The organism is Microbacterium sp. NPDC087591 (genome assembly GCF_044743625.1).
Taxonomy (GTDB): domain Bacteria; phylum Actinomycetota; class Actinomycetes; order Actinomycetales; family Microbacteriaceae; genus Microbacterium.
Genome location: NZ_JBIUWU010000002.1, coordinates 150,238 through 166,146 on the forward strand (window position 1 = coordinate 150,238; position 15,909 = coordinate 166,146).

At 67.9% G+C, this 15,909-nt stretch carries 17 protein-coding genes; 15 read left to right on the plus strand and 2 right to left on the minus strand.

The features are described from left to right. Positions 1 to 38: 38 nt before the first annotated feature. The 4 genes from ACIOVG_RS11295 to ACIOVG_RS11310 all read left to right on the plus strand — a co-directional run bounded on the left by ACIOVG_RS11295 (position 39) and on the right by ACIOVG_RS11310 (position 4,118). Positions 39 to 401 (plus strand): YraN family protein, encoded by a 363-nt coding sequence (locus ACIOVG_RS11295; protein ID WP_400873165.1) that lies wholly within the window; start codon positions 39 to 41, stop codon positions 399 to 401. Further along, the gene (locus ACIOVG_RS11300; protein ID WP_400873168.1) at positions 398 to 1,927 is read left to right on the plus strand and encodes a YifB family Mg chelatase-like AAA ATPase; all 1,530 of its coding nucleotides are present in this window, start codon (positions 398 to 400) and stop codon (positions 1,925 to 1,927) included. The genes ACIOVG_RS11295 and ACIOVG_RS11300 overlap by 4 nt, the downstream gene beginning before the upstream one ends. Continuing rightward, positions 1,924 to 3,117, plus strand: a complete 1,194-nt coding sequence (gene dprA, locus ACIOVG_RS11305) for a DNA-processing protein DprA (protein WP_400873171.1) — start codon at positions 1,924 to 1,926, stop codon at positions 3,115 to 3,117. The genes ACIOVG_RS11300 and dprA overlap by 4 nt, the downstream gene beginning before the upstream one ends. 98 nt (positions 3,118 to 3,215) lie before the next feature. Continuing rightward, a complete protein-coding gene (locus ACIOVG_RS11310; protein ID WP_400873174.1) occupies positions 3,216 to 4,118 on the plus strand; it encodes a tyrosine recombinase XerC in 903 nt (300 codons plus the stop codon). Positions 4,119 to 4,180: 62 nt separating this feature from the next. Here ACIOVG_RS11310 and ACIOVG_RS11315 read toward each other — a convergent pair whose 3' ends face one another. Continuing rightward, entirely contained in the window at positions 4,181 to 4,762 is a 582-nt protein-coding gene (locus ACIOVG_RS11315) for a M23 family metallopeptidase (RefSeq protein ID WP_400873176.1), read from the minus strand. A gap of 296 nt (positions 4,763 to 5,058) precedes the next feature. On the opposite strand from ACIOVG_RS11315, the gene rpsB reads away from it, so the two are divergent. The 9 genes from rpsB to ACIOVG_RS11360 all read left to right on the plus strand — a co-directional run bounded on the left by rpsB (position 5,059) and on the right by ACIOVG_RS11360 (position 11,798). Then, positions 5,059 to 6,000, plus strand: coding sequence for a 30S ribosomal protein S2 (gene rpsB, locus ACIOVG_RS11320; RefSeq protein ID WP_400873179.1), 942 nt, complete (start codon positions 5,059 to 5,061; stop codon positions 5,998 to 6,000). Between the two features lie 44 nt (positions 6,001 to 6,044). Further along, positions 6,045 to 6,872, plus strand: coding sequence for a translation elongation factor Ts (gene tsf, locus ACIOVG_RS11325; protein WP_400873182.1), 828 nt, complete (start codon positions 6,045 to 6,047; stop codon positions 6,870 to 6,872). Positions 6,873 to 6,963: 91 nt separating this feature from the next. Next, the gene (gene pyrH / locus ACIOVG_RS11330) at positions 6,964 to 7,680 is read left to right on the plus strand and encodes a UMP kinase (RefSeq protein WP_400873185.1); all 717 of its coding nucleotides are present in this window, start codon (positions 6,964 to 6,966) and stop codon (positions 7,678 to 7,680) included. A gap of 68 nt (positions 7,681 to 7,748) precedes the next feature. Continuing rightward, positions 7,749 to 8,303, plus strand: coding sequence for a ribosome recycling factor (frr, locus tag ACIOVG_RS11335; protein ID WP_141872151.1), 555 nt, complete (start codon positions 7,749 to 7,751; stop codon positions 8,301 to 8,303). A 5-nt stretch (positions 8,304 to 8,308) separates the two neighbouring features. Further along, the gene (locus ACIOVG_RS11340; protein WP_400873188.1) at positions 8,309 to 9,469 is read left to right on the plus strand and encodes a phosphatidate cytidylyltransferase; all 1,161 of its coding nucleotides are present in this window, start codon (positions 8,309 to 8,311) and stop codon (positions 9,467 to 9,469) included. Beyond that, on the plus strand, positions 9,466 to 10,047 hold the full coding sequence (locus ACIOVG_RS11345) for a DivIVA domain-containing protein (RefSeq protein ID WP_400873191.1): 582 nt from the start codon (positions 9,466 to 9,468) through the stop codon (positions 10,045 to 10,047). Before ACIOVG_RS11340 ends, ACIOVG_RS11345 begins: the two co-directional genes overlap by 4 nt. A 66-nt stretch (positions 10,048 to 10,113) precedes the next feature. Next, entirely contained in the window at positions 10,114 to 10,782 is a 669-nt protein-coding gene (locus tag ACIOVG_RS11350; RefSeq protein ID WP_400873194.1) for a transglycosylase SLT domain-containing protein, read from the plus strand. Positions 10,783 to 10,791: 9 nt separating this feature from the next. Next, entirely contained in the window at positions 10,792 to 11,079 is a 288-nt protein-coding gene (locus ACIOVG_RS11355) for a hypothetical protein (protein ID WP_400873197.1), read from the plus strand. A gap of 2 nt (positions 11,080 to 11,081) precedes the next feature. Then, positions 11,082 to 11,798, plus strand: a complete 717-nt coding sequence (locus ACIOVG_RS11360; RefSeq protein ID WP_400874744.1) for an alpha/beta hydrolase — start codon at positions 11,082 to 11,084, stop codon at positions 11,796 to 11,798. Between the two features lie 6 nt (positions 11,799 to 11,804). Here the strand turns inward: ACIOVG_RS11360 and ACIOVG_RS11365 are convergent, their stop codons facing one another. Further along, positions 11,805 to 12,854: an AI-2E family transporter gene (locus ACIOVG_RS11365; protein ID WP_400873200.1), complete on the minus strand. Its 1,050-nt coding sequence runs from the start codon at positions 12,852 to 12,854 to the stop codon at positions 11,805 to 11,807. Between the two features lie 176 nt (positions 12,855 to 13,030). Between ACIOVG_RS11365 and ACIOVG_RS11370 the strand changes: the two genes are divergently transcribed. Both ACIOVG_RS11370 and ACIOVG_RS11375 read left to right on the plus strand, forming a co-directional pair. Beyond that, complete coding sequence (locus tag ACIOVG_RS11370) at positions 13,031 to 14,941, plus strand: glycosyl transferase (protein ID WP_400873203.1); 1,911 nt, start codon at positions 13,031 to 13,033, stop codon at positions 14,939 to 14,941. Then, positions 14,938 to 15,861: a tetratricopeptide repeat protein gene (locus tag ACIOVG_RS11375; RefSeq protein ID WP_400873205.1), complete on the plus strand. Its 924-nt coding sequence runs from the start codon at positions 14,938 to 14,940 to the stop codon at positions 15,859 to 15,861. Before ACIOVG_RS11370 ends, ACIOVG_RS11375 begins: the two co-directional genes overlap by 4 nt. Positions 15,862 to 15,909: the final 48 nt, after the last annotated feature.

Below are 15,909 nucleotides of genomic sequence, written 5' to 3' on the forward strand. Positions count from 1 at the left end.
TGGATTTCTCAGACGCGACGTTTCGCGATGCTGAGGCCATGGCAGCGAAAGATGATCTCGGAAGAGCGGGCGAACAGCGCGCGGTGTCCCATCTGGTGGGACTCGGCTACGACGTGGTCGACAGGAACTGGCGATGTGCGCAGGGTGAGATCGACATCGTCGCGGTGCAGGGCGATGAGCTGGCGATCGTCGAGGTCAAGACACGTCGGACGACGGCCTTCGGACACCCCTTCGAGGCGATCGACGAGCGAAAGAGACGCCGGCTCTGGCGGCTTGCGCATGCGTGGGTGGAGGCGCACGGGCCGCAGGCGCGCGGTCTGAGCCTGAGGATCGACGGCATCGGCATCGTCGGCCCCGATCCCGAGACCGCCTCGCTCGAACATCTGCGAGACCTGGCGTGACCACCGCTCGGACGTGGGCGGTGGCGCTGACCGGCGTCGATGGACATCTCGTCGAGGTCGAAGCGGACTTGTCGAACCAGACGCCGGAGTTCAAGATCATCGGTCTCCCCGACAAGGCCCTCGGTGAAGCGGTGCAGCGGGTGCACAACGCCTGCAAGAACGCGGGGCTGGATCTGCCCCGTCGTCGCCTCACCGTCAACCTCTCTCCGGCGAGCCTCCCGAAACACGGATCGGGGTTCGACCTCAGCATCGCGGTGGCGACGCTCGCTGCCGGCGGTCTGCTCGCTCGGCGCTCCATCGCGGGAACCGTGCACATCGGCGAGCTTGGGCTCGACGGGCGTCTCCGCCCGGTTCCGGGGATCCTCCCCGCCGTGTTCGCCGCGTCGCGGGCGGGCTTCGATCGTGTCATCGTCCCGAAGGCGAACGAGGATGAGGCGCGTCTGGTCCCCGGCATCGATGTGCGTGCGGCCGCATCACTCGCAGAGGTCGCCGTGTGGCATGGAGCCGAGGTCGAGGTCCCCGATGTGGTTCCCGTCGATGCGCCCGCAGCTGCTCCGGTGCACGAGGACCCTCTCGACCTCTCCGACGTCGTCGGTCAGCCCGAGGCCGTGGACGCGCTGATGATCGCGGCGGCCGGGGGTCACCACCTGCTCCTCAGCGGCCCGCCGGGTACGGGCAAGACCATGTTGGCGCGTCGGCTCCCGGGGATCCTTCCTCGGTTGACGGAGGAGGAAGCACTCGAGGTCGCGGCTGTCCGCTCGCTCAGCGGAGACATGGTGGCCCGGCTCGACGAGGCGCCCCCGCTCGAGGCTCCTCACCACAGCGCGTCGGTTGCGGCGCTCGTCGGTGGCGGATCCAGGGCGGCGCGGCCAGGAGCCATCGCCCGCGCGCATCGGGGGGTGCTGTTCCTCGACGAAGCGGCGGAGTTCTCCCGGGTGGCCCTGGACGCGCTGCGGCAGCCGCTCGAATCCGGTGCGATCGACGTGCATCGCGCCGGGTTCACTGCTCGATTCCCGGCGCGGTTCCAACTGGTTCTGGCGATGAACCCGTGTCCGTGTGGGAACCACGGTGTCCGCGGCGCAGAGTGCGTGTGCCCGCCGATGGCGATCCGGCGTTACGCGACGCGGTTGTCCGGCCCTCTGCGGGATCGCGTCGACATCGACCTCCAGGTCGCGCGGGTCGCCGTGCACAGGACTCCGCTCGGCGCGGCGTCGTCGCTGACGTCGGAAGATGCTCGTGCGCGTGTGCATGCGGCTCGCGAACGCGCATCCGAACGCTGGCGAACCACGCCCTGGCGCCGCAATGCGGAGGTGCCGGGCACATGGCTCCGTCAGGGCGCGCTGCGCCTGGATGCGGCGTCTCGATCCCCGCTCGACCGTGCACTGGAGAGGGGCGCGCTCACGCTTCGGGGGTATGACCGAGTGCTGCGTCTGGCCTGGACCTTGGCAGACATCTCCGGCCGCGACAGGCCGGGCCTCGATGAGATCGGACACGCGCTGCACCTGAGGAGAGGAACGACACCGTGATCGACGAACTGTTCGCGAGCACCGAAGCGCTGGATGAGATCCGCCTGCTCCGCGAGGGGGAGGACGTGGTGGATGCGCTCGCGCGTGCCACGTGGAGTGTGCTCGCCGAGCCGGGGGACGGCATCGCCGGGGCTCTGATCCATGCACTCGGGGCGGAGGAAGCCCTTCGGTACGCGATCGATGGCACCCAGCGCGAGGGCGCGGTCGATGCGCTCCTCGACACCGCAGATGCTCGCGTACGACGTGCAGTGGCGGAGGGGCGGCGACGCTGGACCCCGCGGGTGGAGGCACGGGCGGTCCGAGATGCGGTGCGCGGAGCCCGTGAGGTCGGCGCGCAGCTTCTGCTGCCCAGCGACGACCTCTGGCCCCACGCACTGGATGACCTCGGTGCCAACGCGCCGATCGCGCTGTGGGTGCGAGGAGACCCTCGTCGCTGGGCGGCCACGCCGCGGGTATCGATGGTGGGCGCCCGAGCCTCCAGCGGCTACGGAGATCACGTCGCGGCTGAGCTCGCCGGTGATCTCGCCGCATCCGGCGCCCTCATCGTTTCGGGTGGCGCATACGGGATCGATGGAGCCGCGCATCGTGCCGCGCTCGGAGTCGGAGGGGGGACCGTCGCATTCCTCGCGGGCGGCGTGGACCGTGCATACCCGGCTGGGCATCACGGCCTGCTGAAGCAGATCGCCGAAGAAGGTGCGGTGATCAGCGAACTGCCCTGCGGGGCCGCGCCGACCAAGTGGCGATTCCTCGCGCGCAACCGTCTGATCGCGGCATTGGGAGACGTCACTGTGGTGGTCGAAGCCGGCTGGCGCAGCGGTTCGCTGAACACGGCAGGGCATGCGGCCTCGCTCGGACGACCGCTGGGGGCTGTGCCGGGCTCGATCACCTCGGCGTCCTCTGCCGGGTGCCACCGGCTGCTGCGCGAGTACGACGCGGTCTGCGTGACCTCGGCTGCCGATGTCCGTGAGCTGTGCGGCATGGCGTTCGACGGGACCCCGGCAGGGGCGAGCGTGGACCCCGAGCGCGTCCGTGTTCTGGACGCGCTCGGCGGTCGTACCGCGCAGCCGACGATCGAGATCGCCCGCCGCTCCGGATTGTCCGTCGAACGAGTGCTCTCACACCTGGGCCTGCTGGAGCTCGAGGGGCTCGTGCACCCCGTGGGAGGTGGCTGGCGCCGGTCACCCTCGTAGCGCGCCGCCACAGAACGCCCGTGAGGCAGCCGCCGGGCGGTGCGGCTGGTGCGGCGAGGCTCCACACGAGCGCTCGTGTTCGACGGCAAGCTGAGTGCATGGAGCTGTCCGCCGCCACAGAGGTGTATCTCGAACACCTCATCCGTGTGCGTCGGCTCTCGCCGGCAACGGTCAAGGCGTATCGTACGGACCTTCGCGACCTGGCGGAGTCCGTCGGTGCCGTCGCCCTCGCTGCTGTGGACCTCGAAGCTCTACGCGATTGGCTCTGGAAGGCTACGCAGCGCGGGGATGCGCGGTCGACGCTCGCTCGACGGGCATCCGCGGCACGTTCCTTCTTCAGCTGGGCGAAGGAGCAGGACCTGATCGCGCACGACCCCAGCCTGCGGCTGATCGCCCCGAAGCGCGGACATTCTCTGCCGACCGTCGCCTCCCAGGACGCGATGGCGACGCTTCTCGACATCCAGCGAGCGGCGGCAGCGGGAGGCGATCCGATCGCGCTGCGAGACCATGCGATCATCGAGATGCTCTACGGCTCCGGCATCCGTGTCTCCGAGCTGTGCGGTCTCGACATCGACGACGTCGACCTGGACCGTCGCACGGCCCGCGTCCTCGGAAAGGGCGCGAAGGAACGGGTGGTTCCGTTCGGCCTCCCGGCCGGAGAGGCGATCGCCGCCTACCTCCGGCGGGCGCGCCCCACGCTCGTGGCACGTTCACCCGCGGCATCTCCGGCACTGGTCCTCGGGGCCCGTGGCGGTCGCATCGGGGCCCGGTCGGTGTACACGCTCGTCGCCCGCGTTCTGTCTCCTGTCGTCGGAGCGGAGACCGTGGGACCGCATGCACTGCGCCACACCGCGGCCACGCATCTCCTCGACGGTGGGGCGGATCTCCGGGCAGTGCAGGAGATCCTGGGCCACGCGAGTCTGGGGACGACGCAGATCTACACCCATGTCTCATCGGAGCGACTGACCGCGACGTACCGCCTGGCGCACCCCCGAGCCTGAGTCCTCCCGAGTCGCGGTGTCACGCACCGGCGCGGCTCAGGGGACGGCGGTCGGTCGCGCCGTCACTCATCGGCGCAGCACGGGAGCAGCACCGCCCTCGCCACAGGTCCGAACAGCAGCATCGGATTGATGTACTCGCCGTTCAGACGTGCCCCCAGGTGCACGGCGCCGATCGGTGTGTGTCCACCGAGGTCGACGGCCCCGAGCGGCTGCCCGGCCGAGACCGCCTCGCCGGGAGAGAGCGTCGAGGTGATCGGTTCGACCGTCGAGACGAGGCCACCGGGGTGCTCGATCGTGAGGAGGGGGCGGTCCACCACAGTCCCGCGGTACGCCACGATGCCATCCGCCGGAGCGAACACGGTGGTGCCCGGTTCGGCCACGAGATCGACACCGCGATGCCCGGCGCCGTACTCGTGTGCGGGGGCACGATAGGGCGCGGCGACGCGGCGAGGGCCCGTGAGCGGCCAGGCCCAGGACGGGAGGGCCCCGGAGAGGGCGTCGGTCGTCGTGACCGATGGCGTCGCGGACACGGACCCCGCGAGAGCAGACGCCGCCGACGCCGGTCCGGGCCATGCGTCTCCTGCGGACAGCGTCGCGAACACAAGCGCGAACAGGCAGCTCAGCAGTCGCATGGAGGAAGTCATCCGTGCATCCTGTTACGGATCGGCCGTCGTCGATGCGGGCGAGGAGCCGATAGGGGGAGACTCGGTCATGACCGTTCGGTCGTGCAGGACGAGTGCGGTCGCGCATCCTGTATGCTGGGGGAGCACCTCGATATCGGGGTGACTACGCGTGCCCTCAGCGACTCTCGTCGCGGCATCCACTCCCTCAGGTCCTGTTCTCAGAGCAGGCGGGTGTGCGCCGGGCGCCAGGAAGTCCGATCGTCAGATCGGCTTGACAACCTCAACGGCGCAGAGCGCGCCAGAATCAGGAGACGACCATGGCTGTGGTCACCATCCGCCAGCTGCTCGACAGCGGCGTGCACTTCGGACACCAGACCCGTCGGTGGAACCCGAAGGTCAAGCGCTTCATCCTCACGGAGCGCAGCGGCATCCACATCATCGACCTCCAGCAGTCGCTCGGCTACATCGACAAGGCCTACGACTTCGTCAAGGAGACCGTCGCCCACGGTGGCACGATCCTCTTCGTCGGCACGAAGAAGCAGGCGCAGGAGATCCTCGCCGAGCAGGCGACCCGTGTGGGCCAGCCCTTCGTCAACCAGCGCTGGCTCGGCGGGCTCCTCACCAACTTCCAGACGATCTCCAAGCGTCTTGCACGCATGAAGGAGCTCGAGGAGCTCGACTACGAGACCCCGGCGAACAGCGGCTTCACGAAGAAGGAGCTGCTGCTCAAGAAGCGCGAGCTCGACAAGCTGCACAAGTCGCTCGGCGGTATCCGCAACCTCACCAAGACGCCGTCGGCCATCTGGGTCGTCGACGCCAAGCGTGAGCACCTCGCGATCGACGAGGCCAAGAAGCTGGGCATCCCCGTGATCGGCATCCTCGACACGAACGCCGACCCGGATGACTTCCAGTACCCGATCCCCGGCAACGACGACGCGATCCGCTCCGTCTCGCTGCTGACGCGCATCATCGCAGACGCCGCTGCCGAGGGCCTGCAGCAGAAGCACAACCCCGAGACGGGTGACGCTGAGCCGCTCGCCGACTGGGAGAAGGAGCTTCTCGAGACCCCCGTGCAGGAGTCCGCCGACGCCGCCGAGATCGTGACCGCTGAGGACGAGGCCGCCGTCGTCGAGACGCCGGCTGCCGACGAGACCGCTGCCGACGAGGCCGGTGCGGAAGCACACGACGAGGCCATCGCCGCCGCTTCCGGTGAGGAGACCGCTGAGGTCGCCGCCGCCGAGGCAGCCGACGCCAAGTAATCCCCTCGAACCGACATACATAACGAAGCAAGGAGCCACCACACATGGCCAACTTCACCATCGCTGACCTCAAGGCGCTGCGTGAGCAGCTCGGCACGGGAATGGTCGACACCAAGAAGGCGCTCGAGGAGGCCGACGGAGACGTCGAGAAGGCCACCGAGATCCTGCGCCTGAAGGGTGCCAAGGGCAACGCGAAGCGTGCCGACCGTTCCACCAGCGAGGGCCTCGTCGTCGCTCGCGAGCAGGATGGCGCCGTGACGCTCATCGAGCTCGCCTGCGAGACCGACTTCGTCGCGAAGAACGAGCGTTTCATCACGCTTGCCGAGAAGGTCGCCGACGCTGTCGCCGCCGTCAAGGCAGACTCGGTCGAGGCCGCTCTCGCCGCTCAGGCGGGCGACAAGTCCGTCGAGCAGCTCATCTCGGAGGAGGCCGCGATCATCGGCGAGAAGGTCGAACTGCGCCGCGTGCGCACGATCTCCGGCGACAAGGTCGAGGTCTACCTGCACCGCACGAGCAAGGACCTGCCCCCGCAGATCGGTGTCGTCGTCGCCTACTCGGGTGACGATGCCGAGACTGCGCGCAGCATCGCTCAGCACATCTCGTTCGCCAACCCGTCGTACCTCTCTCGCGAGGACGTTCCGGCAGACGCCGTCGAGAAGGAGCGCGAGATCGTCACCGAGATCTCCCGCAACGAGGGCAAGCCGGAAGCGGCGCTGCCCAAGATCGTCGAGGGCCGTGTTTCCGCGTTCATCAAGCAGGTCGCGCTGCTCGAGCAGGACTACGCCAAGGACAACAAGCTCTCTGTCGCCCAGGTGGCGAAGGACGCCGGTATCACCGTGACGGACTTCGCGCGCTTCAAGGTCGGCGCGTAGCAAAGTCGAAGGGGTTCGGATCGTCGAGATCCGAACCCCTTCTTCGTGCCCACGAGGCACTATCTTGAATCGGGATGAGAGGACAACACCCATGACCGAACGCACCGGACGCCGCCGCGTCCTTCTGAAGCTCTCCGGGGAGGCATTCGGCGCAGGTCAGCTGGGCGTCAACCCCGACGTCGTCAGCCAGATCGCGCGCGATATCGCTGCAGCCGTCGACCGCGTCGAGGTCGCCATCGTCGTCGGCGGCGGCAACTTCTTCCGCGGCGCCGAACTCAGCCAGCGTGGCATGGACCGAGGTCGTGCCGACTACATGGGCATGCTCGGCACCGTGATGAACGCCCTCGCACTGCAGGACTTCCTCGAGCAGGCGGGAGCGGCGACGCGCGTGCAGTCCGCGATCGCGATGACCCAGGTGGCGGAGCCCTACATTCCGCGTCGTGCGGAGCGGCACATGGAGAAGGGCCGTGTCGTCATCTTCGGCGCCGGCGCCGGTCTTCCGTACTTCTCCACCGACACGGTGGCGGCGCAGCGCGCTCTCGAGATCGGGGCCCAGGAGGTGCTCGTGGCGAAGAACGGTGTGGACGCGATCTACACGGCCGATCCCAACAAGCATGCCGACGCCGAGCGCATCGAGCAGGTCACGTACCGCGACGCCCTCCAGCGCGGCCTCAAGGTGGTTGACTCGACGGCATTCAGCCTCTGCATGGACAACAACATGGACATGCGAGTCTTCGGCATGGAGCCCGCAGGCAACGTGACACGCGCCCTGCTCGGCGAGCCGATCGGAACACTCGTCACCGCCTGAGCGTGTGATCCGGCCGAACAGGCTGCGCCCGATAGAATTTCCAGAACACCCCGACGATAGGAGTCACCGTGATCGCGGATGTCCTCGCTGAAACCACCTCCCGCATGACCAGGGCGGTCGAGGCTGCCAAGGAGGACTTCTCCACGGTGCGCACCGGTCGTGCCAATCCGCAGCTGTTCCAGAAGGTTCTGGTCGACTACTACGGAACGCCGACCCCTCTGGCCCAGCTCGCCTCGCTGGCCAACCAGGAAGCGCGCACGCTGATCATCACGCCGTACGACAAGTCGGCGCTCAAGGCGATCGAGCAGGCCGTCCGCGACATGCCGAACCTCGGGGCAAACCCGACGAACGACGGCAACCTTGTGCGCGTCGTGATGCCCGAGCTGACGGCCGACCGTCGCAAGGAGTATGTGAAGCTCGTCAAGACCAAGGCTGAGGACGCCAAGGTGCATGTCCGCGGCATTCGACGCAAGGCGAAGGACGAGCTCGACGCTCTGAAGAGCGAACTCGGCGAAGACGAGATCGCTCGCGCCGAGAAGGAGCTCGATGCGCTCACGCGTCAGCACGTCGATCTGATCGACGACGCGCTCAAGCGCAAAGAGGCCGAACTCCTCGAGGTGTAATCGGCATGTCTGATGACACGCGAGATGACGAGGAGGGGACGTCACCGTCGCGCCATGAAGTGCCTGACGGCGCCGGCTCCGCGCGCGGCATCCCGCTTCCGGACACGGCTTTCCCCGCGTTCGACGCGACGAGCATCCCCCCGCGTCCTCCGCTGCCCGGCGCGGAGCGCGAGAGCGGGGGAGTGGAGGTCGTGACGACCGAGCAGCTCGACACCGCCGATCACAACGCGATCAGGGAGCAGTGGCGGGCTGCGCGGGATGAGTTGGGCACTCACGTGTCGCACGCGCGGGATCAGCTGGATCAGGCGAACGAGCGGATCAAGGAACGCACCGGCCGCGACCTCATCCTGGCCATCGTCATCGGACTGGCTTTCGGTGCCGCGCTTCTGGGCTCCCTGCTCTTCATCAAGGCGCTGTTCGTGCCGTTCGCGCTGGCGGCGGCGCTTCTCGGTGTCTATGAACTCTCACGGGCTCTGCGCTCCGGCGGGCGGCGTATCGATGTCGTCCCTCAGCTCATCGCCGCAGCGGTCCTGGTTCTCTCCGCCTATTTCGCCGAGATCTGGCTGTGCTGGGTCGCGCTGTTCGTCGCCGTCTCGTTCGTGATCGTCTGGCGGCTCGTCGCCCAGATGATCTCGAAGGACGGTCGGACGTACGGCGATGTGCTCGCTGACGCCGTCGTCGGCGGGTTCGTGCAGATCTACGTGCCGTTCCTCGCTGGAGTCGCCCTCATCCTGCTCAAGCAGGAAGGCGGGCAGTGGTGGGTCCTGAGCTTCATCGCGATCGCGGTCGCCGCGGACACCGGTGCCTACGCTGCGGGTCTGGCTTTCGGGCGTCACCCCATGGCTCCGAGGATCAGTCCGAAGAAGACCTGGGAAGGCTTCGGGGGGGCGGTCGCGGCATCGTTGATCGCCGGTACCCTCCTCGCGATCTTCCTTCTCGACCTGCCCTGGTGGGCGGGGCTCATCTTCGGCGCGGCGATCCTGCTCTCCGCCACTCTGGGCGACCTCGGCGAGTCGATGCTCAAGCGCGACATCGGCATCAAGGACATGAGCTCGTGGTTGCCCGGACATGGCGGTCTGCTCGACCGGCTGGACAGCATCCTTCCGTCCACCGTCCCCGCGCTCTGCCTCTACTTCCTCCTCTCACCCTGGGTGGTGCTGTCATGACCGACCGTTCTCTGGATGCCGCGACCGCAGAGGATGCACCTCCCGCCTTCGCGCTCACGACCGGACGCACCCTCGGCTATCACCGCGCAGCCGTCGACACCTTTCTCGCTTCCGCGCGCAAGGCGTTCGAGCTCGGGGGAGATCAGCTGGAGGCAGCCGACGTGCGGACGGCGTCGTTCCCGCTCGTCAAGGGCGGCTACGTCGTCGCGGATGTGGATGCGGCACTGGGCCGCGTCGAGGACGCTTTCGCCGCGCGGGAGCGTGAGCGGGTCGTGCGTGCTCGAGGTGCGGGGGCGTGGGTCGAGCAGGCGCGTGAGGACGCTCAGGTCATCCTCGACCATCTCGCGCGTCCGGCGCGTCATCGATTCGCGCGGACCGGTGTTCTGACGTTCGGGTATCGCGTCGACGAGGTGGATCACGTCGCCACCCGGATCGTGCGCTACCTTCGCGATGGCGACGCCTTGACCGCGGAGCAGTTGCGTTCTGCCGCATTCCGGATGCAGCGCGGCGGCTATCGCGAAGAGCAGGTCGATGCCCTGCTCGATGCCACCATCGACGTCATCCTGGCCGTTCGCTGAGGCTTCCCATGGTCGTCTCAGGCGTCTTTGCGTAGACTGTCCTTCATCGTGAACTCCCGAAACGACATGAAACTCGAACGAAGCAACGCCTCGCTGGTACCTGCGGCGGTGGCGACATCTGCGCGCAGAGGTACTCGGAGGTGGTCGCGACGCCGCGGTGTCGTCGGCGTCTTCAGCGCCGTCGCGGTCGTCGGATTCGCCGGGGCGATCATGGCGCCGACCGGGGTCGCACTGGCTGATCCACCTGCCGCTGACACGACGGACAGCGTCTACGCCGTTGCTCTGGCCGATACCCAGAACCTGACCGTCACGGTCGAAGGGGCGGCGATCACGCCGATCGAGCGCGGCGAGTTCGAGGTGTACGTGAAGCCCAAACCCAAGCCGAAGCCTGTGGTCGCGCAGGCGACCAACACCGGCGGATCGAGCGGCGGAGGCGGGCCTCTGCTCTACAGCGGCGGTGGTGCACCGGCGGAGTGGATGGCGGCGGCGGGGATCGCGGCGGCGGACCAAGGGTACGTGGACTACATCGTCTCCCGCGAGAGCGGCTGGAACCCGAACGCGACCAACTCGTCGTCCGGGGCGTGCGGACTCGTGCAGGCACTGCCGTGCAGCAAGGTCCCCGGCAACGGATACAACCCGGTCGACAATCTGCGGTGGGCCACCGGGTACGCGGTCGGTCGCTATGGGAGCTGGGCAGGGGCGTACGCCTTCTGGACCAACAACCACTGGTGGTGAGCGCGCACCGTGCCACGCTCCCGCAAACGGCATCCGGCGCGCCCTGACGCCGAGGCTTCGCTCGAACGGCTGATGGCCGGATGGAAGCGATCGGAGACGCGTCGCGGCGCTGAATGGACCGTGCAGCCCGTGTCGGCTGTTCAGGCGCAGAAGGCGTACATCTGCCCCGGCTGCGGCCGAGAGGTCGCGGCAGGAACTGCGCACCTCGTCGCCTGGCGCGCCGACGGCGTGCTGGGCGACGCCGCTGATCTGGCGGCGCGCAGACACTGGCACACACACTGTTGGAGGATGGCGTGAGTATGGAGATCCGTGGCCCGTTGGAACTGCCTGCCCGCCGTGAGGAAGTCGAGCTGCAGACCGCCGACGGACTGACTCTGGTGGGCGAGCTCGCGCTTCCGGAGACGAACGCGCCCGTGGCGACTCTGGTCACCCTGCATCCGCTGCCCACGGCGGGCGGTTTCATGGACTCGCATATCCTGCGCAAGGCCGCGGGTCGGCTCCCGGCGCTGGCAGACCTTGCGGTACTCCGCTTCAACACCCGGGGTACCACGTCGCCGCGCGGTACCAGTGACGGTGCGTTCGACGGCGGTGGCGCCGAACAGTTCGATGTCGCCGCTGCGATGGATCTGGTGCGTGAGCGCGCGCTGCCGCGTCCTTGGCTCGTGGGCTGGTCGTTCGGCACCGAACTCGCTCTGAAGTACGGCCGTGACCACGACATCGAGGGAGTGATCCTGTTGTCGCCACCGCTGCACCGTGCGACGGATGATGAGGTCGCGGCCTGGGCAGGCACGGATCGTGAGGTCGTGGTGCTCGTTCCCGAGCTCGACGACTACCTGCGCCCTGCGGAGGCGCGCGAGCGCTTCGCATCGATCCCTCATGCGCAGCTGATCGCCGTGGAGGGCGGGAAGCACCTCTGGGTGGGCGAGACTCAGACCCGCAGAGTGCTCACCGAGATCGTGGCCGCGGTGAACCCGGCTGCCCTTCCTCTCGCGACGCACTGGCCCCCGGTCGGCTGAAGCGACTCAGAGCTCGTTCATCCGTGGGATGAGCACCTGCCGGTAGATGATCAGGATGCTTGCGGCGACCGGGATCGCGATCAGCGCGCCCAGCAGACCGAGAAGACTGCCGCCCGCCAGTGCAGCGACGACGACGACGGCACCCGGCACGGAGACCGCGCGGCTCATGATGCGCGGTGAGATCACGTACGCCTCGATCTGCATGTAGATGAGGTAGTAGATGGCCGCCGCGATGGCAGTGGCGGGGGAGCCCAGACCGGGGATCAGGCAGACCAACACGATCAGGGTCGACCCGGTGAGAGTACCCACCAGCGGGATCAGGGAGAAGAAGAAGGCGATGACCGCGAGCACGGCGGGGAACGGCGCCTGGATGATCGACAGGAAGATCGCGCTCAGCACGCCGTTGATCACGCCCAACGAGAGCTGACCCATCACGTAGAAGCCGACGGAGTCGGTGATCTGCTCCGCGAGGTCGATGAAGCGATCCCGCTTCGAGGCGGGCGCGAGCTGGTAGACCGCCGCCTTGAGCGAAGGGGTGGACGCGGTGAGATAGATCGTCAGGATCAGCACGATGAACGCGCCGAAGAGCCCGGCGACGATCGAGACGCTCGCGTTGATGACCTTGTTCGTGATGTCGCCCACGTTCCCGATCAGCCATGCCTGTGCCTCGCCGAGAACCCGCGGCACGTCGAGGTTGGGGAACACGCCGAGGATCCACTGCTCGATGTCCGAGAGCAGCCCCGGCCGGCTCACCAGCTGGGTGATCTGATCGATGAGCTGCGTGATCTGGGAGACGATCATCGGCAGGACCATCAGCACGATGCCGGCGAAGATCGCCAGAACGGCCACGATCGTGACGAGCACCGCCAACCACCGCGGCAGTTTCTTGCGCTCGAGGAAGGCGACGACGGGATCGAGGCCGAGGCTGAGGAACAGCGCGGTGCCCAGATAGAGGAAGACCGTCGACAGGTTCTGCACGCTGCCGATCAGGAGGATACCCAGCCCCACGCCGAGCGTCGCCACCAGGGCGGTGCGGAAAGGATTGTGGATCTTCATCTGGACTCCTCGGGACTGCTGGTGTCAGGCTATCGATCCCCGCCCTCGATAACCTGTCGACCTGCCGAACAGCAGCCCATGGAGCCACCTGTGGGCAACACACAGGTGGTTTCGATAGTCTGGAATGTCGAGTGTTGCGTCTCGGGCAGGTTCCGAGATGCGTGAGGAGACTATTCGTGCGTTTCGTATGGGCCGTGGTGGCCTTCGTGCTGGCCGCGGTGCTGATCGGGGCCGGGATCGCTCAGCGGACCATCTTCATGGGGCCGTCATCGGAGCAGACCAAGGTCGAGGTCCAGGAGCCCGCGCCGTTCGTGCTGATGGATGGCGAGGTGCTCAGGAGCAATCCGGGTGCGCAGACGCTGCTGATCCGCGGCGACGGCGATATCTTCGCCGCCTACGGGCGCACCACCGATCTCGAGGCATGGCTCGCCGAGTCGGACTACAACCAGGTCAGCGTGGCCAAGGACGGCGGCCTGGATGTCGAGCACGTCGCGGCACCCCCCGTCGAGGATGAGGGCGACGGCGAGAAGACGGACGAGCCCGTCGCCCACAATCCGGTCGGATCCGATCTGTGGCTCGACTCGTTCAGCGATACCGACGCTCTGATCGCCGACAACATGCAGCTTCCCGAGGGGATGAGCGTGCTCATCGCGTACGACGGCACTCAGGACGCGCCGGACGACATCGCGATCTCCTGGCCCCTGGACAACTCGACTCCGTGGGCGGGCCCCCTCATGGCCGCGGGCGGCGCCGTGCTGCTGGTCGGTCTGATCCTGTATGTGCTCGGCATCCGCCACCAGCGACGCGGGCGGGGTCCCCGTCGCAAGGGGCCGGGACCGTTGCCCATCACCGAGCCGATCGACGTCGCAACTCTCCCGCCGGGTGAACGGGACGCGCTCGAGTCCGCGCCGGCATCGGCTCCGCAGACTCCTGATTCTTCCGAGGTGGAGGACGCCGAGATCGTGGACGAGACCAAGGACCCCGATGCCAAGACCTCACTGCGCTCCGCGCGCACTCCGCGGCGTCGGCTTCGTCTGATCGCCCTGCCGGCCATCGGCCTCACGGCTCTCCTGGCGAGCGGATGCTCGGCGGATTCCTGGCCGCAGTTCGACGAAGCGTCGGCTACTCCGTCGCCGACGCCCACCGTGATCGCTCCCGACAACCAGAAGCCCCCGGCCGTGACGGAGGCGCAGGCGACGCGGATCCTGCAGGAGATCTCCACGACCCTCGTCGACGCGGACACCGCGCTTGATCTGGATCTCGCGGCGACCCGACTCGACGGGCCGGCGCTCACCGCGCGTACGACCGCGTACGCGCTGCGCACCGAGCTCCCCGACACGGCACCTCCCGCCGTGATCCCGACCGACAAGGTCGAGGTCGTGCTGCCGGAGGCGACCGATCGCTGGCCGCGCACCGTTCTCCTGCTGTCGAAGAGCACGAGCGACGACACCGTTCCTCCGGTGATCCTCACGATGACGCAACAGGACCCGTGGTCCAACTACAAGGTGTCCAACATGGCGGAGATGTCCGCCGACGTCGCACTCCCCGAAGTCGCAGCGAGCTGGTTGGGTACTTCGCTGGTGCCGGAGGATTCCGCTTTCCTCAGCGTTCCGCCCGCCGACCTCGCGGCGGCCTTCTCCGGTGTCGTCGACGAGGGGGAGAAGAGCGAGGCCTACGGACTGTTCGACGATCTCTCCCTCGACCTCGCGAAGTCGATCAGGGATAGCCGCCAGGAAGTGGTGCAGAAACTCGCGGACAACAACGCGTCGGAGACGTCGAAGGCCACGTTCGACATGGCCCCGACCGACGACGCGCCTGTGGCGATGACCACGCTCGGCAGTGGCGCGATCGTCAGCGTCGTGGTCACCGACACCGAGACCGTGACGCCGACCGTCGCCGATGCCGTGATCCGCTTCGGCGAGAACGCCCAGGCCAAGGCACTCACGGGAGTGTCGGAGTCCGCGAAGGGCATCGAGACCACATATTCGTTCCAGCTGTTCTTCGCGGTCCCTGCTCAGGGATCCACTGAGCAGATCCGCCTCCTTGCCGTCCACCAGGACCTCGTCTCCGCGAAGGTGATCAAGTGACCGATATCTCTCCCGCTGCCCTGCGCGGCGCTGTCGACCTGTCCAGCCTGCGCAACCGACCGGACCCTTCCACGTCGAGCGCGCCCGCGCCGCGCGTCGGTGACGTGGTCGTCGACGCGACCGACGAGACATTCGGCCAGGTCCTCGAGATCTCCCGCACCGTCCCTGTCGTGATCGACCTGTGGGCGGAGTGGTGCGGTCCGTGCAAGCAGCTCAGTCCGATCATCGAGAAGGTGACGAGAGAGCTGGGTGGCCGTGTGCTGCTCGCGAAGGTCGACGTGGACGCGAACCCGCAGCTCGCACAGAGCTTCCGCGCGCAGTCGATCCCGATGGTGGTCGCCCTGATCGCGGGACAGCCAGTGCCGATGTTCACCGGAGCCGTGCCGGAGGAGCAGGTCCGCGAGGTCTTCGCGCAGCTGCTCCAGCTCGCCGCTCAGAACGGAGTCACCGGCTCCCTGCCCGTGGGCGACGCCGTCGCCGACGACGAGGCGCCTGAGGAGCCTCCGCTTCCGCCGCTGCACGCAGAAGCGTTCGCGGCGATCGAGATCGGTGACTACGCCGCTGCGGTCACCGCCTACGAGAAGGCGCTGGCGGAGAACCCGCGTGACGAGGACGCTCGCGCTGGCCTCGGCCAGGTCCGGTTGCTCGACCGCACCCAGGGATTGGATCTGCAGACGGCACGCGCAGCGGCCGCGGACGGTCCGCTCGATGTCCAGGCGCAGTTCGACGTCGCCGACCTGGATCTGGCGGGTGGACATGTGGACGATGCGTTCGGCCGGCTGCTGGACCTGTTCGAGAAGCTCCCCTCCGATCAGCGCACGCCCGTCCGTGAGCGTCTGGTGGAGTTGTTCGGGCTGATCGGCGCGGGCGACCCGCGCGTGCTCGCGGCGCGGAACCGACTCACTTCGCTGCTGTTCTGAGTTCGGCGCCCCGTCGACGGCAACCCGCTCGAACGAGATGGCGCCGCG

Excerpts from the sequence above, each read along its gene's own strand:
- ACIOVG_RS11315 (WP_400873176.1), bottom strand. The coding sequence starts at position 4,762 with ATGACTTCCTCCATGCGACTGCTGAGCTGCCTGTTCGCGCTTGTGTTC.
- rpsB (WP_400873179.1), top strand. The coding sequence starts at position 5,059 with ATGGCTGTGGTCACCATCCGCCAGCTGCTCGACAGCGGCGTGCACTTC.
- ACIOVG_RS11310 (WP_400873174.1), top strand. The coding sequence starts at position 3,216 with ATGGAGCTGTCCGCCGCCACAGAGGTGTATCTCGAACACCTCATCCGT.
- ACIOVG_RS11340 (WP_400873188.1), top strand. The coding sequence starts at position 8,309 with ATGTCTGATGACACGCGAGATGACGAGGAGGGGACGTCACCGTCGCGC.
- ACIOVG_RS11295 (WP_400873165.1), top strand. The coding sequence starts at position 39 with ATGGCAGCGAAAGATGATCTCGGAAGAGCGGGCGAACAGCGCGCGGTG.
- ACIOVG_RS11360 (WP_400874744.1), top strand. The coding sequence starts at position 11,082 with ATGGAGATCCGTGGCCCGTTGGAACTGCCTGCCCGCCGTGAGGAAGTC.
- pyrH (WP_400873185.1), top strand. The coding sequence starts at position 6,964 with ATGACCGAACGCACCGGACGCCGCCGCGTCCTTCTGAAGCTCTCCGGG.
- tsf (WP_400873182.1), top strand. The coding sequence starts at position 6,045 with ATGGCCAACTTCACCATCGCTGACCTCAAGGCGCTGCGTGAGCAGCTC.
- ACIOVG_RS11350 (WP_400873194.1), top strand. The coding sequence starts at position 10,114 with ATGAAACTCGAACGAAGCAACGCCTCGCTGGTACCTGCGGCGGTGGCG.
- ACIOVG_RS11365 (WP_400873200.1), bottom strand. The coding sequence starts at position 12,854 with ATGAAGATCCACAATCCTTTCCGCACCGCCCTGGTGGCGACGCTCGGC.
- ACIOVG_RS11345 (WP_400873191.1), top strand. The coding sequence starts at position 9,466 with ATGACCGACCGTTCTCTGGATGCCGCGACCGCAGAGGATGCACCTCCC.